General features: G+C 61.1%; 20 protein-coding genes. 11 read left to right on the forward strand and 9 right to left on the reverse strand.

All coding sequences use genetic code 11. The features are described from left to right. Positions 1-100 precede the first annotated feature (100 nt). The 4 genes from DM813_RS11670 to DM813_RS11685 all read left to right on the forward strand — a co-directional run bounded on the left by DM813_RS11670 (position 101) and on the right by DM813_RS11685 (position 5,542). Positions 101-1,405: an OprD family outer membrane porin gene (locus DM813_RS11670; RefSeq protein WP_128323547.1), complete on the forward strand. Its 1,305-nt coding sequence runs from the start codon at positions 101-103 to the stop codon at positions 1,403-1,405. Positions 1,406-1,550: 145 nt separating this feature from the next. Further along, on the forward strand, positions 1,551-2,057 hold the full coding sequence (locus DM813_RS11675) for a sigma-70 family RNA polymerase sigma factor (RefSeq protein ID WP_128323548.1): 507 nt from the start codon (positions 1,551-1,553) through the stop codon (positions 2,055-2,057). Continuing rightward, positions 2,027-3,052: a FecR domain-containing protein gene (locus DM813_RS11680; protein ID WP_128323549.1), complete on the forward strand. Its 1,026-nt coding sequence runs from the start codon at positions 2,027-2,029 to the stop codon at positions 3,050-3,052. Before DM813_RS11675 ends, DM813_RS11680 begins: the two co-directional genes overlap by 31 nt. Positions 3,053-3,133: 81 nt before the next feature. Further along, positions 3,134-5,542 carry a TonB-dependent siderophore receptor gene (locus DM813_RS11685; RefSeq protein ID WP_128323550.1) on the forward strand — a complete coding sequence of 803 codons (2,409 nt, stop codon included), beginning with the start codon at positions 3,134-3,136 and terminating at the stop codon, positions 5,540-5,542. 90 nt (positions 5,543-5,632) lie between these two features. On the opposite strand, the gene DM813_RS11690 is transcribed toward DM813_RS11685, so the two are convergent. Next, positions 5,633-6,457 (reverse strand): GGDEF domain-containing protein, encoded by an 825-nt coding sequence (locus DM813_RS11690; protein WP_206617376.1) that lies wholly within the window; start codon positions 6,455-6,457, stop codon positions 5,633-5,635. Between the two features lie 24 nt (positions 6,458-6,481). Between DM813_RS11690 and DM813_RS28555 the strand changes: the two genes are divergently transcribed. After that, a complete protein-coding gene (locus DM813_RS28555) occupies positions 6,482-6,622 on the forward strand; it encodes a hypothetical protein (RefSeq protein ID WP_206617377.1) in 141 nt (46 codons plus the stop codon). 276 nt (positions 6,623-6,898) lie between these two features. Here the strand turns inward: DM813_RS28555 and DM813_RS11695 are convergent, their stop codons facing one another. After that, positions 6,899-7,339 (reverse strand): CopD family copper resistance protein, encoded by a 441-nt coding sequence (locus DM813_RS11695; protein WP_128323552.1) that lies wholly within the window; start codon positions 7,337-7,339, stop codon positions 6,899-6,901. A gap of 29 nt (positions 7,340-7,368) precedes the next feature. After that, complete coding sequence (locus tag DM813_RS11700) at positions 7,369-8,040, reverse strand: SOS response-associated peptidase family protein (RefSeq protein ID WP_164897236.1); 672 nt, start codon at positions 8,038-8,040, stop codon at positions 7,369-7,371. A 223-nt stretch (positions 8,041-8,263) separates the two neighbouring features. Here DM813_RS11700 and DM813_RS11705 point away from each other — a divergent pair, with 223 nt between their 5' ends. Further along, positions 8,264-8,773: a ProQ/FinO family protein gene (locus DM813_RS11705; protein WP_128323554.1), complete on the forward strand. Its 510-nt coding sequence runs from the start codon at positions 8,264-8,266 to the stop codon at positions 8,771-8,773. A 51-nt stretch (positions 8,774-8,824) separates the two neighbouring features. Here the strand turns inward: DM813_RS11705 and DM813_RS11710 are convergent, their stop codons facing one another. The 6 genes from DM813_RS11710 to DM813_RS11735 all read right to left on the reverse strand — a co-directional run bounded on the left by DM813_RS11710 (position 8,825) and on the right by DM813_RS11735 (position 14,455). After that, a complete protein-coding gene (locus DM813_RS11710; RefSeq protein WP_128323555.1) occupies positions 8,825-9,541 on the reverse strand; it encodes a GntR family transcriptional regulator in 717 nt (238 codons plus the stop codon). A 70-nt stretch (positions 9,542-9,611) separates the two neighbouring features. Further along, entirely contained in the window at positions 9,612-10,643 is a 1,032-nt protein-coding gene (locus DM813_RS11715) for a GlxA family transcriptional regulator (protein WP_128323556.1), read from the reverse strand. 71 nt (positions 10,644-10,714) lie between these two features. Next, positions 10,715-11,566: an ABC transporter permease gene (locus DM813_RS11720; protein WP_128323557.1), complete on the reverse strand. Its 852-nt coding sequence runs from the start codon at positions 11,564-11,566 to the stop codon at positions 10,715-10,717. Beyond that, the gene (locus tag DM813_RS11725; RefSeq protein ID WP_128323558.1) at positions 11,553-12,413 is read right to left on the reverse strand and encodes an ABC transporter permease; all 861 of its coding nucleotides are present in this window, start codon (positions 12,411-12,413) and stop codon (positions 11,553-11,555) included. Before DM813_RS11725 ends, DM813_RS11720 begins: the two co-directional genes overlap by 14 nt. Next, positions 12,410-13,528: a quaternary amine ABC transporter ATP-binding protein gene (locus DM813_RS11730; protein WP_128323559.1), complete on the reverse strand. Its 1,119-nt coding sequence runs from the start codon at positions 13,526-13,528 to the stop codon at positions 12,410-12,412. Before DM813_RS11730 ends, DM813_RS11725 begins: the two co-directional genes overlap by 4 nt. A 75-nt stretch (positions 13,529-13,603) precedes the next feature. Then, positions 13,604-14,455, reverse strand: a complete 852-nt coding sequence (locus tag DM813_RS11735; protein ID WP_128323560.1) for a glycine betaine ABC transporter substrate-binding protein — start codon at positions 14,453-14,455, stop codon at positions 13,604-13,606. A gap of 470 nt (positions 14,456-14,925) precedes the next feature. On the opposite strand from DM813_RS11735, the gene DM813_RS11740 reads away from it, so the two are divergent. The 5 genes from DM813_RS11740 (at position 14,926) to DM813_RS11760 (ending at position 21,157) form a co-directional block, all read left to right on the forward strand. After that, complete coding sequence (locus DM813_RS11740) at positions 14,926-16,245, forward strand: NAD(P)/FAD-dependent oxidoreductase (RefSeq protein WP_128323561.1); 1,320 nt, start codon at positions 14,926-14,928, stop codon at positions 16,243-16,245. Between the two features lie 30 nt (positions 16,246-16,275). Next, entirely contained in the window at positions 16,276-17,604 is a 1,329-nt protein-coding gene (locus DM813_RS11745) for an MFS transporter (protein ID WP_128323562.1), read from the forward strand. Between the two features lie 49 nt (positions 17,605-17,653). Then, the gene (locus DM813_RS11750; RefSeq protein WP_128323563.1) at positions 17,654-18,556 is read left to right on the forward strand and encodes a dihydrodipicolinate synthase family protein; all 903 of its coding nucleotides are present in this window, start codon (positions 17,654-17,656) and stop codon (positions 18,554-18,556) included. A gap of 1 nt (position 18,557) precedes the next feature. Then, on the forward strand, positions 18,558-20,048 hold the full coding sequence (locus DM813_RS11755) for an aldehyde dehydrogenase (RefSeq protein WP_128323564.1): 1,491 nt from the start codon (positions 18,558-18,560) through the stop codon (positions 20,046-20,048). A gap of 200 nt (positions 20,049-20,248) precedes the next feature. After that, positions 20,249-21,157, forward strand: a complete 909-nt coding sequence (locus DM813_RS11760) for a DMT family transporter (protein WP_128323565.1) — start codon at positions 20,249-20,251, stop codon at positions 21,155-21,157. Positions 21,158-21,235: the final 78 nt, after the last annotated feature.

The raw sequence follows: 21,235 nt of genomic DNA on the forward strand, positions 1-21,235 counted from the left end.
AACAAACTGATTGCGATCCGCCAAGGATCGACGGGCGAGGTGTGCGCACTTCGCCCGGGCTTTGACTTGCCCTAAAAATCTAATAACAAGAGGTAGATTCATGCTGATTAAACGGAACGTTCTGGCTGGATTGGGGTGCTGCATGCTGGCTACGGGCACCCAGGCTGCCGGATTTATCGAGGACAGCAAAACATCACTGCGTTACAGCCAGTTCTATTGGAATGAAAACGACAGTGGTGGCGTAGGTCAGACCCGGGACGAATGGGTGCAAGCTGCCCAGTTGAGTTTTAACTCGGGCTGGTACAACGACATGTTTGGTGTCGACTACAGCTACGGCTTGGCCAATGACCTGAATATTGGCGAAAACACCACCAGCATCAGCAACCTCGAAGCAAGACGTTCGGTGACAGACCCGCACGGCACCGCCAAACCGCTGGAGGCCTATCTGCGTAGCAAGTTCACCGCAGGTGCGGGCGAATTGAATGTCGGCGCGGGCAAAAAGATCCGCCGCTACGGCCAATATCGCGATGACATTACGCGTATCCTTCCTGCCGCCACGGTCGGTTACGACCTCGCGTATCGAGTGAATGCAGTCGAGGCGCGCTACAGCCGCATTCATGCATTCAGCCCACGTCAGGAAAACGGCTGGGGGGATGAACTGACCAACTTCCGCGGCGATAAAATCGATGATCTTCGCCTCTATGCACTTTCCTGGAAAACGCCAGTCGGTAGCACCCTGCGTGCAGAATATGCAGAGTCCGCCGACTATTTGCGCGAAGCGATGGCAAAAGTCGAGCATACCTTCAACCTCGGTTCAGGTCGGGGTATTGATGTTTATGCAACCGTCGGTAACCAGCAGGATGCCGGCAAGTTGTTCGAATATGGTGGCGTGAAAGGCCTGTACGAGCCTGAACAGTCCCATGACGCACGCTACATGGACCTCTCGGTAAAGTACCGTACCGGCCCCTACTACGTCGGGTTTAACTACAACAAAGTTTGGGGGGATGACTATGATCGTCTGTTTTTTGCAAAGGATCATGGCACGTGGGATAGCAGTGCCAAAGCGTTTTACTACTTCGGCTTGAAAGATGAAGAGATGTACAAGGTCAGCGCGGGTGTGAATTTCGCAGGACTTGGCATGCCAGGCCTCACCTTTGATACCTATTATGCAATGTCCACCCATGCGGCAGGCTACAACGGCTTTTCGCGTAACGATCTTCAGACCGTATTGCAATATGCCTTCCAGGGGCCTCTCAAAGGTTTGAGTGCCATATGGTTGCACGAAGAGTTCGAGACCCAGGGTTCACCTGATGGTGTCACGCGATTTATCGCAAGCCGTGGACCCGCAGGTATCCTGACTCAGGATGCCGACCGACTGTACTTCAGCTACCAGTACAACTTCTGACTCCGCCAACCGGAAGGTCACCACGATCCTGTCCAACGTAAGCAGGATGCGGCCAGTCATGCACTGCATCCTTCTGCGTTCTTGTCGCCACTTCATTAGTCAAATATGATACTACGTCTCATTTGCATCGATTCTGTGGCAATTCATGACCTCCGTCGATACCGCTCAGCTCACTGCGCTCTACGAACAGCAACACCGCTGGTTGCGTAGCTGGCTGTATCGGCAGTTGAGCTGCTCACACCGCGCTGCTGATTTGATGCAGGACACCTTCATGCGCCTGCTGGTCAGCAACGAGACGTTTGAAGTCCGCCAGCCTCGCCCCTTTCTGGCCAAGGTGGCGCGCAGTGTCCTGTCCAACCACTACCGCCGCGCACGCTTGGAAAAAGCCTATCTGGATGCGCTCCAGACCGAAGACCAAAGCGTGCTGCCGGACCTGGCGACCCAATTGATTATTTTCGAGACGCTGGTTCGACTCGACCAGGCACTCTGCGAACTGGATGTCGCCGTCAAAAAAGCGTTTCTCTGGTCGCAACTCGATGGGCTCAGCCACGGGGAAATTGCCGAGCGCCTGGGTATTTCGATCGCTACCGTCAAACGCCATATCATCAAGGCGGGTGCTCAATGCATGCTGGTGATGGAAGCGCTGAAATGACTATCACCGCAAACGCCGTTACTCGCGAACCATCACTCTCACCGAAAATGTGTGAGGAGGCGATGGCGTGGTGGCTCGACATGCAGGAGGCCAGTTTCGATTCACCCACACAGGCCGCCTTTTTGGCATGGCGTAGTGAACACCCCTTGCATGAGATGGCCTGGGAAAAAGCCTTGGCCCTGGGGGAGCAGCTCGAATCATTGCGCACCCGAAGCGATCGAAACCTTGCCCGACAGGCCCTGTTGCTCCCCGCCCAGGAAGGGCTGAGCAGGCGTAGGGCAATCAAGGGCCTGGCGTTGCTGCTGACGGTGAGTGCCGGCGCCTGGTCGGGTCGGGACAGCGAAATGATGTCGCGCATGAGTGCCGATTACACCACGGGTGTGGGCGAGCAACGACGTGTGGCGCTGGCCCCGGATCTGTCGGTTGAACTCAATACCCGTAGTGCGATAAATGCCAACGTGACTGACGATCGCTGGCACCTTCGATTACTCAGCGGCGAGGTCTTGATCGACACTGCCGTGAACCCGGCTCTCTTTATCGATACCGCTCAGATTCGGGCGCAAACAACCTCGGCGCGCTTCACGGTACGGCAGTTTGACAATGGCTCAACCCAGTTGGCGGTCTATCGTGGCTCGCTTCAAGTAATCCCGGCTCAAGCCAGCACCTGGACTGCCCTGCAGGCCGGACAGCTGGCTCGTTTCGGGCCGCTCGGGATGCTCGATCAGGGTGCAATGCAAGCATCCGCTCCCGCCTGGGCCGAAGGCATGATCGTCGCCAACGGCCAGCCGCTTCAGGCGTTCCTCGATGAACTTGGCCGGTATCGTCATGGCCATCTCGGGTGCGACCCTGCATTGGCCAATCTGCGCGTATGGGGTACCTACCCACTGGCAGACAGCGATCGAATCATCGATGCCGTCGCCCAGACACTGAAGCTGGATGTGCAGCGCTTCACTCGCCTGTGGATCAACTTGCGCCCTTCGCCCGCTAACGTTTGAAGTTTTTTCGTCCTCGATGAGCCGTTTTGATTTCTGGCGAGACTCATAGGCCATACATCAAAAATCATCGGGAAACTCCACATGCATCACCGCAGTGTTTCGTCCTACTCCGCAACCTCGCTCGCCACCCCCCTTGGTTGCGCCGCAGCGGTACTGATCGCCACTTCATCGCCGGTGTTGGCAGCTGCCGATAGCAGCGTGCAACACTACGAAATTCCCCCGGCGTCACTGGGCACCGCGCTCAATCAACTGGGCCAGCAAGCCCATTTGCTGTTGTCCTTTCCCAATGACTTGATTGCCGGACAAAACAGCCCTGGCGTCAGTGGTGATTACACGGTCGACGGTGCTTTACAGGCGCTACTTGAGGGCAGCCAACTCGTTGCGGTTCGCCAGCCGGATGGGCGATACACCCTCGAGCGGGCGCCGGTCACTACCGGTGTGGAGCTTCAGAGCATTTCCATTTCGGGCAAAGCGCCCGGGTCGACCACAGAGGGCACCGGGCTTTACACCACTTACTCATCCAGCAGTTCGACCCGCCTGAACCTGACCCCAAAAGAAACCCCGCAGTCGCTGACCGTCATGACCCGCCAGCGTCTGGATGACCAGCGCCTGACCAATCTCAGCGATACCCTCGATGCCACACCGGGCATCATCGTGTTGCGCGACGGACTGGGTGCCGAATCCGACGGCTATTTCTCCCGCGGTTTCGAGATTCAGAACTTTGAAATCGATGGTGTGCCCACCGTCAAGCGCATGGACAATTACACCCAGAGCATGGCCATGTATGACCGTGTGGAGGTGGTACGCGGTGCGACCGGCCTGATCAGCGGCCTGGGCAGCCCTTCAGCGACCATCAACCTGATCCGCAAGCGTCCGACCGCCGAGGCGCAGGCCAGCATCACCGCTGAAGCCGGCAACTGGGACCGCTACGGCACCGGCTTTGATGTATCCGGCCCGCTGACCGAAACCGGCAACGTACGCGGTCGCCTGGTCGCCGACTTCAAGACCGAGCAGTCCTGGGTCGATCGCTACAAGCAGGACTCGCAACTGATCTACGGCATTACCGAGTTTGACCTGACTGAAGACACCCTGCTGACCATGGGCTTCAGTTATCAACGCACCGACGTCGACTCCCCCATGCGCTCCGGCCTGCCGACCCGCTTCACCGACGGCTCGCGCACCAACCTCAAACGCTCGCTCAATTCGGCTCAGACCTGGTCATACAACGACCATGAACAAACCAGTTTTTTCACCTCGATCGAACAGCAGTTTGCCAATGGCTGGAGCGGGAAGATCGAACTGACCCACTCCGAAAACAAGTTTGACGAAGTCTTCAACTACGTCAACGGCAGCCTCAACCCGGACGGCAGTGGCACCACGCAGTTGCCAGTGCGTTTCTCCGGTATCCCGCGCCAGAACAACATCGACGCCTACCTGACCGGCCCGTTCGACCTGTTGGGCCGCGAGCACGAATTGATCGCCGGCGTGACCTTGTCCAACTACTACGAGAACGTGCCCGCCTACGGCGGTTGGAAATACGACTATTCCGGCTCTCCGGCCGGCGCGATCGACAACCTGCTGAACTGGAACGGTGATTCGCTGAAACCGGAATTCAACGTCACGGGTAAATCCACTACCGACGAAACCCAATACGCCGCCTACCTCGCCACGCGCCTGCACGCCACCGACGATCTCAGTATCTTGCTGGGCAGCCGCTTGATCGACTGGCATCGTGACATCGAGGATAAACCCTACGACGCAGAACACACGAAGACCAAGGAGTCGGAAACCGGCGTCTACATTCCGTATGCCGGCGTGGTGTATGACGTCAACGAAACGTGGTCGCTGTATGCCAGCTACACGAAAATCTTCAACCCTCAGTCGTCCTGGGTTCGCGACATCGACAACAAACCACTGGATCCGATGGAGGGCACCGGTTATGAAGTCGGAGTCAAGGGCAGCCACTTTGACGGCAGGCTGAACTCCAGCGTCGCGCTGTTCAAGATCGAGCAGGACAACCTGGCGATCTGGATCGATACCCCGGGCGGCAACACCTACAAGTCGGAGCAGGGAACCACGACCAAGGGCGCTGAATTCACCCTGGACGGCGAACTGGCCGAAGGCTGGCAGGCATCCGCCGGTTATGCCTACGCGGTCAGCACCGATGCTGACGACCAGCGTATCGTGACCACCCTGCCTCGCCACAGTCTCAAGACCTTCACCAGCTATCGCCTGCCAGGAATCCTGGACAAGGTCACCCTTGGCGGCGGTGTGAACTGGCAGAGTAAAACCGGTGCCGACCTGCATACCTTCACTCAGGGCAGCTACGCCGTCACCAACCTCTTGGCTCGCTACGACTTCAACCAGCATCTGAGTGCGTCAGTCAATCTGAACAACGTGTTCGACCGCGAATACCTCAGCTACGCCGGTGACCATGGTATGTACGGCGCGCCAAGAAACATCATGACGGGTATCAAATACAGCTTCTGACGTTCGCACGCTCCGTGCAGAACCTGGGCCATCGGTTTCAATCACTGCTGGAAATCGATGGCTCGCAAGCGTTCGCTTAAAACAAGGTATTCAGGCCTGAATGGCTTCTACCCTGTTTCGACCCGATGACTTGCCCTTGTAGAGCGCGTAATCGGCCCGTGCAATGGCATTGCTGAGCACTTCGTCAGCACGGTACTGGGTGATGCCGATAGACAGCGTCACCTGGATTTTCTTGCCGTCATTGTCAATTTCCAGCACCTGAATGGCCTTGCGTAAACGCTCAGCCGTTTCCGCCGCCTGCTCAAGATCGGTGTCCGGCAATACCCCCAGAAACTCTTCACCGCCCCAGCGGCCGATAAAATCCTGCTCGCGCATCAGGCTTTGCAGGTGCTGGCTCACGGCAATGAGTACCCGATCGCCAATATCGTGCCCGTACTCATCATTGATCTGTTTGAAGTGATCGATATCCATCAACATCAAGGTGAGGTTGGTGGGACACCTGTGGTGGCGTGCCAGCACCTTCTCGGTCAGGGCAACGATCTGCCGGCGATTGAACAGGCCGGTCAGCGAGTCGGTCATTGCCATCCGCGACAGGCTGGTGTGCGCGCGAGTTACCGTGACTGCATAGAACAGCGCCAGATAGCTGAACATGCAGAACACCACGGTCAGGTTGAAGATGTTCACGCCCAGCAAGGCATTGGAGGAAATGGGTTGCAGCGGCTGCATGTACCACATGAGGACATACAGCCCTGCATAGTAGATCCACAGGTGTGCAGCAAGGATCCACGCGATGCGGGCTCGCGTGCTGACGAACAGGGCGGGGATGAACATCAGCAGATAATAGTGAAAGCCACTTTCCCAACCCACCAGCACCGTTCCCAGCCCGGCATGTACCAGCACTTCTGTTTGGATCAATGCGAAACCAAGGCGATTTCGCCGATGGACGAACGCACGATAGGCGCACACATACATGGCCACACTGATAACGTTTATCCAGGCCAGAATGGGGGAGCCAAGCAAAAGGAAGATAAAGAAAAAGGCTACGTCAATACTGCCAGCCAATACGCAGCAACGCATTGAAAGCTGCCAGAACTCGGGACGAGCATCGCGCTTGTACAGGCTGTTTGAATGCCTTGCTTGCATATCCCTTGCTTCCTGGTAGCCGCTTATGAGTCCTGCTTTCTAGGTAGTTCCTTATACCCGTGCGCCGCGGTGTAAAAAAAGGCTGACACCCCGTGCGCGCACCACACGGTACGAGACGCAGCCCCTAATGTCTACTGGCTATAGGCCAGTGACGGCCGGGCCGGATTTGCCGGGTGAGTCACTGCAGGCGCTGAAAGCCGCGGCAGATGACACCTACCAGCTCAGCAGAAACATCGCCTTGGCCAGAAACAGAATGCCCAGCATCTGCACCAGCACGCTGAGGTGGATCAGCCGTGAACGTGCCGGCGTCATGCGTCCTGTACGCATAAGGAACACCACGCCGAGGAAATGCCCGAGGATGCTCAAGGCCAGGCAGATCTTCAGCGTCAACAGCACGCCGAAACTGCTGGCAGAGGGCTCGGCCAGCGCGGCGCGGTAATGCCAGGCCAACCCCAGCCCTGCGCCAAACAGCACCAGTACCACCCAGTGCATGACCTTGCGTGCCCGCTGCCCCAGCGCCCTGGACAGCTGCTCACGCGGCCCGGGCTCCAGGCTGCGCACTGCCCGGCTCAAGATCATCACTTCGAAGAACACCCCACCGACGAAGAAGGCGGCAGCGGCCAGGTGGGCGAATTTCAGCAGCAGATAGGTCATGTCAACGCCTCTTCCGGGAGGGAAACACCTCAGCGATTGTTCAGTAGCTGGATGCTTACGGTTTCCTGCATGACCGCCTCGTAGTCGACGGGAAACCATTCGAAAATGTCATCAGACGCGGCTTGAGCCTGGACAATCTCGTGTGGCCGGCCTTTTTCAGTGGATACATCGATCCACTCCAGGGCCACTTCGGGGGACAGAATCAATGGCCGAACACCCCGCTCGTCCACTAAACCGCCCCGCTTTTCACCCACAAGCAGAACAAAGCCATCGTCGGCAGTGGCTTCGCGCCCGGTACGCGGAAACTGGCCAACGGCGGCAATCAGGCAAGCCTGGCCGTCGCGGCGCCGCACATAGTGGGGGCGAGGAAGATCCGTTCCCCTGCTACTCCATTCGAACCAGCCATCAACCGGACACAAGGCTCGATGCTGCCAAACGGCTTTCCAGTAAGGACTGTGCGTGACCTTGTCGACCGGCGCATGGAACTGGGGCGATTTAACCTTGGCCCAGCGCGGAAACCAGCCCCAGCGGACTGGGTCGAAGACCAGACAATCGCTCTGGCCATGCACAAGCCCCACTGCGCCTTCTGGTGCAATGCTGGTTCGCGGTTGCAGCGGTTGCTGCTGACGAACCTCCTTGTGCCAACCTAAAGTCGAGATCAACTGGACAGGCGAGCTGAATTGAGCCAGTCGTTCACACATACCTGGTCTCCTCTGCGCACTGTGGCCAGCGCGCTGACAATCCATGAGCGCTACAAGCATGGATCATTGCTGTTTTCGGACTCGAGGGCAACGGCGTGAGGTACCGGTTTTATTGATCCATGCCAGCCTTTATGGGGATAAGCACCACCCTATTCATAGCCATCTTTGTGCTTGATGGAATATCCTTGCGCCACGCAATCAACTTCGAAGCAGTGAATTAACGATGGGTTTTGAACAACTAGCTGGGCTACGCGACCGCCTGCGGGCTGAAAAAGAGCAGGCAAAGGCCGAGACTGCGCCCGCCCCCAAACGCAAATCCGCCCCGAAGGCGCAGCCTCGTGAGCAAGATCCGGCGGTGGCAGCGATCTGGCCATTGCAGAAGCATTTTCCATTGGCATTCCCTGTCAGCCCGGCCCCCAAGGTGCCGCTCAAGGAAGGCATTTTCAAGGATGCCGAGCAGCACCTTGAGCTGCTTGGTATAACCCGCGAACAGCTCAAGCTGGGCATCGCCACCTGGTGCAAGGGCGCCCGTTACTGGACCTGCATGGTGGAGAATGCACCGCGCCTGGACCTGAACGGTCAAGCCGCGGGCACGGTGACCGCCGCCCAGGCGATTCATGCAAAGCAGCAAGCGGCGCGGCAACGCAGCCAGGACCGGCGCAATCGTGCGAAGTCAAAAGCACCTGTGCAGGCCCCAACCGCAACCACAGCCGTGGAACAGACTACGGACTGAACCCCACGCGCCCAGCACCGCGTCGCCGACCATAGCCGTCGGCGATGCCGTTCAGGCGTCGAACTGCACATCCAGGCCTTCGGGCGCTGCGAACATCGCCATGCGCCGACGCGACAGGTCCATGTGCGCGCGGATCAGCCGCTCGGCATCGTCCACGTCGCGGCGTTCGATGGCGTCGATTATCTGGTCATGCTGGTTGGCCGCCGTTTCCAGGTCTGCCTGAAGGTCAGGGTCTACCTGAACCTTGTAGAAGGTTTTGCCCAGCCGCGCATGGTCGATCAGCAGGCGGCACAGGCTGGGCATCAGGTAGGGGTTGTCGGCCATGCGGCCGATTTCCAGGTGAAATTCATCGTTGTACAGCACCCGGCCATCGACATCACCGGCGTCCACCGCCTGGCGGAAACGCTGCTGGATGCGCTTGAGGCCCTCGATCTGCGCCGGGGTGGCGTGCAGTGCGGCAAGCTTGGTGGTTGCCACGTAGATCAGCGGCGCGGCAAGAAAGAAGCTGCGCAACGTCTGGTGGCTCATCAGCGATACCCGTGGCGCGCGATTGGCCTCCAGGTCGATGTAGCCTTCGGCGGCCATTTGCCGCAGCAATTCACGCACCGGCGGGCGCGACAGGCCGAACTCCTCGCTCAGAGCGACTTCGTCGAGCACCGCGCCGGGGGCGAGCTCCATGCTCAGGATCCGCTTGCGCAATGTCTGGCCCAAGGCCGTCTTGCGATCGACTGCGGGCCCTTCGCCCTCGTTTACCACTACCGCTTTCATGGCTTGCTCCCTGGTTGACCGGCCCCAATACTACAATCTGTAGACTTCAGAGCGGTAGCCCGTTTGTGGTCTACAAGGCTTGCCGGGCCGCTTTCACGCAGCCATGGCGGATTTCCTTCGACGGCGCGTAGCCGTAGAACGAGGTGTAGCATTTGCTGAAGTGGCTCGGCGAGACGAAACCGCAAGCCACCGACACGTCGATCAGTGCCAGGTCCGAGTGCTGGAGCAGACGCCGGCTTTCAGTGATGCGCAGCTCCAGGTAATAGCGCACCGGCGTGGCGCCCAGTTGCAACTGGAACAGGCGCTCCAGCTGGCGCTTGGAGCGGCCGACCAGCTGCGAGAGTTGGTCCAGGCTCAGGGGCTCCTCTATGTTCGCACTCATCAGGCTGATGGCTTCGCGCAACGGCTCGCTGACCTTTTCGTGCAGGGCCGGGCTTTGACGGCGGTAGCGCGATTCCTCGAAATTCAGGATGTCGACGATGGCATCCGACAACCCGCGACCATGGCGTTTCTCGATCCAGCCGAGCACCAGGCTCAGGGCGCCGGACGGGCTGGCGGCGGTGAGCCGGTCGCGGTCCTCGACGAAGCTTTCGCAGACCACCCGGCTTTCCCTGGCGATCTCCGCCACGGCGGCGCGATGTTCGGGATGCACGGCGCACTGGTAGCCGTCGAGCAGGCCGGCCTGGCCGAGGAACCAGGCACCGTTCCACAGGCCGGCCAGGGCGATACCTTGCGCGGCGGCGGCCTTGAGTACCTCGTTGAGTTCGGGCACCGCGCGCAGCACCGTGCGCAGGCCGCCACACACCACCAGCAAGTCCAGCGCCAGGGGCGCCGGGTCGAGGGCCGCGTCGGGGCAGATCACCAGGCCCAGGTCACTGGTGACGACCTTGCCGCCCAGGCTGAACGTGCGGGTTTGGAAGGAGTCGGCGAGGATCAGGTTGCCGGTGACCAGGGTATCCAGCGCCTGGGTGAAGGCCGGCAGGGAGAAATGCTCCAGCAACAGGAACCCTACCCGGCTGAACACCGCCGGTTGCCCGTTGTCACCGGTGAAACGCAGGTTGCGCCCTTGCAGGGTGTTGCAGAATTGCCTTCTCTGGACCACGGCGTGCCTCGTCGACGCTGTTCTTGCTCGGGACTGACGCCTGCCAACCGAAGCCAGCAGGCTCAACACAGTTACACCTCAGGCTGGCGATGCCTGCGCTGCAATGCTCCACGCGACAGCCGGTCAAGCAGCAACGCCACCGCCACGATCGCCAGCCCCGCGCGCAGCCCCGGCCCCATTTCCATGCGGGTCAGCCCGCGGGTGACCTCCGCACCCAGCCCGCCCGCGCCCACCAACCCGGCCAGCACCACCATCGCCAGCGACAGCAGGATGCACTGGTTCAGACCCAACAACAGCGTCGGCATGGCCGTGGGCAGTTCAATCTTCAGCAGGATGGTGCCCGGCGAGGCACCACTGGCACTCCCCAGCTCCAGCAGGTCTTTGCGCACCTGGTTGAAGGCCAGAGTGGTAAGCCTGAGCATCGGCGGAATGCCGTAGACGATGGTGGCGATGATTGCCGGCACCTTACCCAGGCTGAACACCATCACCGCCGGGATCAGGTAGACCCAGGGTGGCACCGTCTGCATCACGTTCATCAGCGGCCCCAGGGCCCGCTCCAGGCGCTTGATGCGCGAGGCCAGAACGCCCAGAGGAAAGGCGATGGCCACCGAAATCAGCACCGAGACGGAGACCAGCGCCAGGGTCTGCATCGACGACACCCACAGCCCCGACAGCCAGCAGAAGCCCAGCATGCAGGCCGCCAGCAGCGCGGCGCGCACGCCGATGGCCAAGAACGCGAGTAGCGCCACCAGCGGAATCATCAGGTAGAACGGTAGCCACAGCAGCGCCGCCTCGACACCGCCGAGCATGGCCTCGATGACCTTGCTGATGACGGCGAACAAGGGGTGCCAGTTGGCGTTGAGCCAGTCGACCGCCGGGGCCAGCCAGGCACCGGGCGACAGCTTGAGGTCAGTGAGATTCATGCAGCGCCTCCTTGCCGGCGCGGGTTGCGCTCTGCGCCAGCCGGTCGAGGATCAGGGTAAGGATCACAATGGCAATGGCGCCGTTGATCGAGCGGGCGATGTCCAGGGTACGGATCGCCCCGTAGATCACCTCCCCCAGCCCGCCGGAGCCGACAATGCCGGCAATCACCACCATGCCGAAGGCCATCATCAGGCTCTGGTTGACCCCGGTCATGATGCTCGGCAACGCGAACGGCACACGGATCTTGAAAAACAGCTGCGCCGTGCTCGTGCCGCTGGCCTCGCCCAGCTCGATAAACTGCCGGGGTGTGCGGCTGATGCCCAGGGCCGTCAGGCGCAGCACCGGGGGCACGGCGACGATGAAGGTGGCAACCAGCGCAGTGGCCGTGCCATAGCCCAGCAGCGCGATGGCCGGCAGCAGGTAGATATACGGTGGCAACGTCTGGATCAGGTCCAGCAAGGGTTCAAAGGTGCGGTTCAGTGCCGGCGACAGCCCGGCCGCGACGCCGAGCGGAATGCCGACCGCCAGGGCCAGGGTGGTCGCGGTCAGCACCAGTGCCAGGGTGCTGATGGTCTCCTGCCACAGCCCCATGAAGGCACACAGCAGCAGTGCCAGGGTGGCACCGAGCGCAAAGCCGCGGCTGGCGGTAAGCCGCCAGGCCAGCAGCCCGATGAGCACCGCCAACCCGGGGTACGGCACCACCTTCAGCCCCCAGAACACCGCCTCGTACAGGCCCGTGAGCACGGCATTCAGGCCGTCGAAGAAACCGGCGCAATGTTCGGACACCCACTCCAGCGCGCCGTCGACCGTTTCATCGAAGTGCGTGGCAAAGGTCGGCTCGTTCATAGCGATGCCTCCCCTATCGGTGCAGCGTGAACGGCCGGCACCTCCTGGGCCTGCCCCTGCACGCCACGCAACAGGTCGCTCTGGGTGACCACACCGACAATCGCGCCTTTCTGCACCACCGCCAGCGCATCGCTGCCAGAGCCGACCATCAGGTTGATCAGCTCATCCAGGTCGGCCTGGGCCTCAACCCGCGCCAGGCTTTCCGCCTCTGCCCCCGGCCGGGACGCGCGCCAGGCGTGTACCGCCGTCATGATCGAATGGGCACGCACCAGGTGCAGGCGCGAGATGCCGGCAACGAATTCGGCCACGTAGGCGTCCTTCGGGTTGAGCACGATGTCTTCGGCCGTGCCCTCCTGGATGATCACCCCGTCTTTCATGATCGCGATGCGGTCGCCGATGCGGATCGCCTCCTCCAGGTCGTGGGTGATGAACACCGCCGACTTGCCCAGGGACTTGGTCAACTGGCGGAACTCGTCCTGCAACTGGCGGCGAATCAACGGGTCGAGGGCGCTGAAGGGTTCGTCCATCAGGATCACCTCAGGGTCTGAGGTAATCGCCCGGGCCAAACCGACACGCTGCTGCATGCCGCCGGACAGCTCGTCCGGGTAGCGACCTGCCCACTCGGCCAGGCCGACCTTGGTTAGCGCCTGCTCGGCCACTTTGTGCCGTTCGGCCTTGCCCACGCCCTGCACTTCCAGCCCGAATGCGGCGTTCTCCAGCACCGTGCGATGGGGCAACAGGGCGACGCTCTGGAACACCATGCCGATATGCTTGGCACGCACTTCGCGCAGGGCCTTGGCTTCGAGGCTGGCCAGGTCCAGGCCCTTGACCCGCACGTGCCCGGAAGTGGGGGTGATCAGCCGGTTGAGCAGGCGGATAAGGGTGGACTTGCCACTTCCGGAAAGCCCCATGATGCAAAAGATCTCGCCGCGCCGCAGTTCCATGCTGACGTCGGAGACACCGACCACACAGCCAAAGTCCTGCAGGATCTGGCTCTTGGACAGGCCACGTTCCAGGTAAGCACGCATCGCCTCCGGCGCCCTTTTGCCAAACACTTTCCAGACGGACTGGCAGCTCACCAAGACGTCGCCAGGCGTGTCATTTGTCGTTTTCATATCGCACCCGTCGAACCAGAAGTTTCTGGTTGTTTGAATAATCCAAGTTCGGCAGCAGCAACTAACAAAGGCGTATCAGTACTTCTTGATGTTTTCCCAACGCTTGAGCAGCTCGGCGTTCTTGTCGGTCCAGTCCTTCACCGCTTCGTCCATGCTCTTGCCATCCTTCACCGCGCCGTTGATCGAGGTGATGGCGGTCAGCGGCACGTAGACGCTGGCAATGGCTTCGCGGGCCTGGGGGTTCTCGGCGCTGAACCCCTTCCTGGCGATCCAGTAGTAGCCCTGCGGTGGCGCGAAAACGCCTTTGGGGTCCTTGAGGAATTTGATGTCGAACTTCTGCGCCATCCACGACGGCTCCCAGACGGTGACGGCGATCCAGTCCTTGCGGTCCACGGCGGACTTCAGCGCAGCGGTCATGGCCGCCGTGCTGCCTTCGAGCAGGTCAAGCGTGAGGCCATACTGCTTCACCGCCTCGGCCGCCTCGCTCATCAGGCCCGAGCCGGGCTCGATGCCGATGATCTTGCCGTTGAACTTGTCGGCGTTCTCATTGAGCTGTTCGAGGGAGTCGATGGGTACGTAGCTGGGCACGGCGATGGCCTGGTACAGGCCATGGGAAACAGGTGAGATCTTCTCCAGCTTGTTCTTGTTCTTGTTCCAGTAGTCCTGGGCCACGTAGTCGATCTGCGAGGCGAGAATCTGGATGTCGCCCTTGCCCAGGGCGGCGTAGGCGATGCCCCATTCGGAGAAGGAGGTTACCTTCACGGTGTAGCCGGAATCTTCGAGTACCTTTTTGGTGATGCCGCTGATCGGCGTGAGGTCTTCCCAGGACAGCGTGCCCATGTTGATGACCTTCTCTTCGGCCTGCGCCTGAAAGATCGTCATCGCGACCACCGCCAACGCACACAACGCCTTACGCATGATGCTCATATCCCTTCCTCGCTCGCAGATCGAGAGCAAGCCCGCTTTACAGGAGACGGGCTTCGTTATTGTTATTGAGTAAATCCCTTCCCCGACACAAAGCACCGGAATCCCTGGCCACACCCCTGTTGGCAGTGTGGTTTCTCAAGAGGCTGGCATGAGATCCGGTCACCGTCAACGCAATTGTCTTCTAACTGTATACTTATAAAAATCAATGTGAATTAATTTTATCTAATTGATTTATAACGATTTATTTAGATGGCTAGCAGCTTTCAGTCCACAAAAACGTCGTCTTTTGACATGCCGAAGTCGCTTATTGACATCGTTGAAAACAGCACGATGCCGCTCGTCGAAATGCCGATAGACATATTGTATATCGAGCAATATATTCAGTAGACGAATTGTAGACATAGCCTTGGAGCGGAGCATATCCACCGGGCCGTGCCCTTCAAACCGGTACTGAAGTCGAGCCGTTAACAATGACAAAAATCACGTCTTTACCTGCCGATGACCGCACCTGCGGTTGGTATCACCTCAGCCCGCCGCGCACGCCCACACCGCGGCACAGCGGCCACAGCGAGGTTCGCTGGTGCATCGTCGGTGCCGGCTTCACCGGCCTTGCCGCTGCCCGCCAGCTGGCACTGCATTTCCCCGATGAGCAGATCCTGCTGGTGGAGGCCCAGGAGGTGGGCTTCGGCACCTCCGGGCGCAACGCCGGCTTTGCCATCGACCTGCCCCACGACATTGGTGCCGAGGACTACATCGGTGATATCGAGATTGCCAAGAAGTCGATGCAGCTCAATCTCACCGGGCAATCGTCGCTCAAGGAACTGGTCAGCCAGTTCGACATCGACTGCCAGTTCAAGCACTGCGGCAAGTACCAGGCGGCCATCGAACCACGCGGCATCGCCGTACTCGACGCCTACCGCCGTGGCCTGGACAAGCTCGGCCAGCCTTGGGAAATGATCGAGGAGCAGGACCTGCCGGGGCATATCGGCACCGCCTTCTACCGCCAGGCGCTGTTCACCCCGGGCACTGCCCTGGTGCAGCCGGCCGCGCTGGTCAAGGGCCTGGCCGACAGCCTGCCGGCGAACGTCCGGCTATGCGAGAACACGCCGATCCTCGACGTGGAGTACGGCGACAAGGTGCGCCTGACACACGCAAGCGGCAGCATCACCGCCAATAAGCTGATCCTGGCCAACAACGCCTTCGGCATGAGCTTCGGCTTCCTCCAAGGCCGCATGCTGCCGATCTTCACCTACGCCAGCCTGACCCGGAAGCTGACCCGCGAGGAGCAGGCGCGCCTGGGCGGCAAACCCTACTGGGGCGTGATTCCGGCCGACCCGTTCGGCACCACGGTGCGGCGCACGCCGGACCAGCGCCTGTTGATCCGCAACAGCTTCAGCTTCAACCCCGACGGGCGCAGCAACGCCAAGTACCTGGAGCGCTTTGCGAGCCGCCACCGGGCCTCTTTCGCCCAGCGCTTCCCGATGCTGCCAGAAGTCACTTTCGACTACACCTGGGGCGGCTCGCTGGCCCTGTCGCGCAACCACACCAGCCAGTTCGGCCAGCTGGCGCGCAACGTCTACGGCGCACTGTGCTGCAACGGCCTGGGCGTAACCCGCGGCACCGCCACCGGCAAGCTGCTGGCCGACTGGCTGGCCGGCGAGCGCAACACGCTGATTGATTTCCTGCTGGATTCCCCCGGCCCCAACAGCAACCCGCCACAGCCATTCCTCTCCATGGGGGTGAACCTGAACCTGGCGTGGGGGCAATACCGGGCCGGCAAGGAAAGCTAAAAACAAGATCCACGAAGAAGCGGAGTTACCATGACAATAAATAATCGCTCCATCGAAGACGTACCGCTCAACAGCTTCCACAAACTTCTGACCGTGCGCTCGGCGGGCGGCTCGTTCGTCGACGGCTATGTGCTGAGCATCATCGGCGTATCGCTCATTTACATGACCAATGCCCTTGGCCTGAGCGGCTTCTGGCAAGGCATGATCGCCGCCTCGGCGCTGATCGGCATCTTCTTCGGCGGCTTCCTCGGCGGCTGGCTCACCGGGCGCCTGGGGCGCAAGCGGGTGTTTTTCATCGGCCCTGCCCTGTTCGTGTTGTCGTCGGTGGCGCAGTACTGGGTGGAATCGGCCGTGGCGCTGTTCCTGCTGCGCTTTCTGATCGGTATCGCAGTGGGCATCGAATACCCGGTGGCGACGTCCCTGCTGGTGGAGTTCCTGCCGAAGAAATACCGCGGCCCGCGCCTGGCGATGCTGACGATCATGTGGTTCGCGGGTGCCGCGTTCGCCTACGTGCTCGGCAATTTCATCCTTAACGTCGGTGGCGAAAATGGCTGGCGCCTGGTGCTGGCCAGCTCCGCGCTGATCGGTGTTGCCCTGTTCATCGTGCGCCTGGGCACGCCCGAGTCGCCACGCTGGTTGTTGAGCAAGGGCCGCAGCGCCGAAGCCGAGCAGATCATCAAGCAGGTGTACGGCGCAGACTTCTCGCTGGCCAACCTGCCTGAACAGCCCAAGGAGCAGAAGGTCTCGGTGTGGAACCTGCTGCATTCCGGCTACGGCAAGCGGATGCTGTTCGTGACCATGTTCTGGAGCTGCTCGGTGATCCCGGTGTTCGCCGTGTACGCCTTCGCACCGAAGGTACTGCAGGCGCTGAACCTCAATGGCGAATGGGCTTCGTTCGGCTCGGTGGCGATCACCCTGTTGTTCGTCATCGGCTGTGTCATTGCCACCCGCCTGATCAACAGCATGGGCCGGCGCAGCATGCTGATCTACAGCTTCCTGTTCTCCGGCCTGGCCCTGCTCGGCCTGGGCGCCTTCCACGACAGTGCACCGCTGCTGATCCTGGTGCTGTTCGGCGCCTACGCGCTGTTCATTGGCGGCGCCCAGGTGCTGCAACTGGTCTACCCGAACGAACTGTTCCCCACCGAAATCCGCGCCCAGGCCGTCGGCGTCGGCACGTCGCTGTCGCGCATCGGTGCGGCCGTGGGCACCTGGCTGGTGCCGATGTCGCTGGAGTCGCTGGGCATTGCCAACACCATGCTGGCTGCCGCCGTCGTCACCTTCGTAGGCCTGGCCTTCGCCTGGGCACTGGCCCCGGAAACCCGTTCGCTGAACCTGCAGCAAGCCGCTTCGCTGGGCTGAAGCTGAATCTGAACCAACCCCAATTGACCGTTGCACTGGAGAATCAACCGTGAAATTCGAAGGCATCTACACCCCGGCAATCACTCCCCTGGCCGCTGACGGCTCCATCGACAAGGCGGCCTTCGCCAACGTCCTGGACTTCCTCGTCGAGTCAAAGATCCATGGCGTCATCATTGGCGGCTCTACCGGCGAGTACTATGCCCACACCGCCCAGGAGCGCATCGAACTGGCCGCCCAGGCCAAGGACGTATTGAACGGCCGCTTGCCGCTGATCATCGGCACCGGTGGCATCCGCACCGAAGACGCGGTGGCGTTCGCCAGCCACGCCCGTGAAATCAAGGCCGATGCGCTGCTCGTGGGCACCCCGCCCTACGCGCTGCCGACCCAGCAAGAGATCGCGATCCACGTGAAGGCTGTGGACCGGGCCGCCGACCTGCCGATCATGCTCTACAACTACCCGGGCCGCATGGGCGTAAGCATGGGCGAAGAATTCTTCGACGCGGTCGCCGACGTGAAGAACATCGTTGCCATCAAGGAAAGCTCCGGTGACATGGCCCAGCTGCACCGCCTGGCTATCCAGCGGCCGAACATCGCCCTGTCCTGCGGCTGGGATGACCAGGCCCTGGAGTTCTTCGCCTGGGGCGCACAAAGCTGGGTATGTGCCGGCTCCAACTTCATCCCGCGCGAGCACGTGGCGCTTTATGAAGCCTGCGTGCTGGAGAAAGACTTCGCCAAGGGCCGCCGGATCATGGCAGCGATGATGCCACTGATGGATTTCCTCGAAGGCGGCAAGTTCGTCCAGTCAATCAAGTACGGCAGCGAGCTGCAGGGCCTGCGCACCGGCGGTGTACGCGCCCCGTTGCAAGGCCTGGATGGCGCAGAGAAAGAAGCACTGAAGGACGTGGTCGCCACCCTCAAGCGCACTATCGCGCAGATCACTGGAGAAGCCTGACATGGCCGAATTGCTCAGCAAGGAACAGTACGCAGCGCTGGCCTCGAAGCTCGAGTTGCGCACCCGGGCATTCATCGACGGCGAGTTTCGCGATGCCATTTCGGGCCGTACCTTCGTCACCACCAACCCCGCCACTGGCGAGCAGCTGGCAGAAGTCGCCGCCTGCGACGTGCAGGATGTCGACCTGGCCGTGGCCGCTGCCAAGCAAGCCTTTGAGGGCGGCCGCTGGGCCAGGTTGTCGCCGGGTGAGCGCAAGCACATCCTGCTGGACTTCGCCCGCCTGCTGGAAGAAAACGCCCATGAGCTGGCCGTGCTGGAAAGCCTGGACAGCGGCAAGCCGGTCAGCGAATGCCAGAACGTCGACGTGCCGGAGACCATCCACACCATTCGCTGGCACGCCGAATTGATCGACAAGATCTACGACAGTACCGCGCCGACCGGTGCGGCGGCGGTGACCATGGTAGTACGCGAAGCCATCGGCGTGGTCGGCCTGGTACTGCCGTGGAACTTCCCGCTGCTGATGCTCGCCTGGAAAATCGCACCGTCGCTGGCCGCCGGCTGCTCGATCGTGGTCAAGCCGGCCAAGGAAACCACCCTCAGCGCCTTGCGCGTGGTGGAGCTGGCGCACCAGGCCGGCATTCCGCCGGGGGTGTTCAATATCGTGCCCGGGGGCGGTCGCGAAGCCGGTGAAGCCATTGGCCGGCACATGGACATCGCCATGGTCAGCTTCACCGGCTCTACTGACACCGGGCGGCTGTTCCTCAAATACGCTGCCGAGTCCAACCTCAAGCGCGTGGTACTGGAACTGGGTGGCAAAAACCCGGCCGTGGTGATGAACGATTGCGAAGACCTGGACGAAGTCGCCCAGTTCGTCACCGCTGGCGCGTTCTGGAACATGGGCGAGAACTGCTCGGCGTCCTCGCGCCTGATCGTCCACAAGGACGTTAAGGACGAGCTGCTGGTACTGATCGAAAAGCACCTGAAGGACTGGAAGCTGGGCGACCCACTCGACCCGCAGAACCGTCTGGGTGCCATGGTCAGCAAGGCGCATTTCGACAAGGTACGCGCCTACCTGGAGTATGCCACCGAGCAGAAGCTCAGCGTCGTCCAGGGTGGCGAGACCGAATTGGGCGTATTCGTGCAGCCGACCATCATCGACGGTGTGACCCGCGACAGCCGCCTGTTCGTCGAGGAGATCTTCGGACCGGTACTGAGCGTGACCAGTTTCTCGACGATTGACGAGGCCATCGAACTGGCCAACGACACCATTTACGGCCTGGCGGCGTCCGCTTATACCGGTAGCCTGCGCAACGCCCTGCGCTTGTCGCGGGAGATCCGCGCGGGAGTGGTGACGGTGAACTGCTTCGGCGAGGGCGATGCCTCGACGCCGTTCGGTGGCTATAAAGAGTCCGGGTTCGGTGGGCGCGACAAGTCCATCTGGGCCCATGACCAGTACACGGAGCTGAAGACCATCTGGATCAACGCTGCGTAGGCTGCATGGACAGGTGCTGTTCTGACGGCGTTCGGCACCGAAACCGGCCCCCGCTCCACGCAAGCGGGGGCCAACCTGTTTTACGGCGAATAAGCAGCAAGGCTCGATGAGCACAACAACGCTGCGGCGCTTTCGGCGGCCGAATCCTCGGCAGCCACACCTATCCAAACACTGATTTCTACGGATATCCGGAAACTGCCATGTTCGCCACACAAACCGGGACGGCGTCTACGCTCGTCCATCGCAATGCCTTGATCAATGCCCATATCGCTGCGGTGCTGTTCGGCCTCACCGGGATCCTCGGTGTGCTGATCCATGCCGACGCCACAGTGATCACCTTCGGCCGTGCGGCCTTCGCCTTTATCGCCCTGGGCCTCGTCGCCCAGTTGCAGGGACGTTCACTCTTCACCGGCTTGCGCTTGCGCGAGTTCGGGCTGATGGGCCTGACCGGGACGCTGCTGGCGTCGCACTGGGTGACCTTCTTCATTGCCATCAAAGTGGGCGGCATCGCCGTCGCCACCCTGGGTTTCGCCAGCTTTCCGGCGTTCATCGCGGTCATCGACTTGCTGGTGTTCCGCGCGCGGATCAAGGCTGGCGAAGGCCTGTTGCTGATGCTGGTGACTCTAGGTCTGGTGCTGGTGGTGCCATCGTTCGACCTGCTCGACCAGGGCACGGTCGGTCTGCTCTGGGGCTTGGCCTCGGGCCTGTCGTTCGCCCTGCTCGCCATCGCCAACCGCCGTGCAGCGCGGGGCATGGATGCGATTCGGGTAGCCTTCTGGCAGAACCTGATCGTGGCTGTGCTGGTGGCACCGTTTGTCGTGTCGCACTTCGCGGTGCAGGGGCTGACGGTGAACGACTGGGTTTACCTGGGCGTGCTCGGGGTGGTGTGCACCGGGCTGTCACAGTACCTGTTCGTCAAGAGCCTGGAAGGCCTGGAGGCCCGTAGTGCTGGGATGATCATCGCGCTGGAGCCGGTGTATGCGATCGCCTGCGCCTGGTGGCTGTTCGGTGAGCAGCCGTCGTTGCGAATGGTGCTGGGGGCGGTACTGATCATCGTGGCGACGATTGTGTCGGCATGGAGCAGTTCGGGGCAAGCCTGCGGGCATTGAGGTGAAGCTGATCGAGGGCGATCCCCCAAAAGAAGTAAATGCCGGACATTGCCAAGGCGTTGCAAGCCATAGCGGCTT

It is taken from the genome of Pseudomonas alkylphenolica (assembly GCF_004025535.1).
Classification (GTDB): Bacteria; Pseudomonadota; Gammaproteobacteria; order Pseudomonadales; family Pseudomonadaceae; genus Aquipseudomonas; species Aquipseudomonas alkylphenolica_A.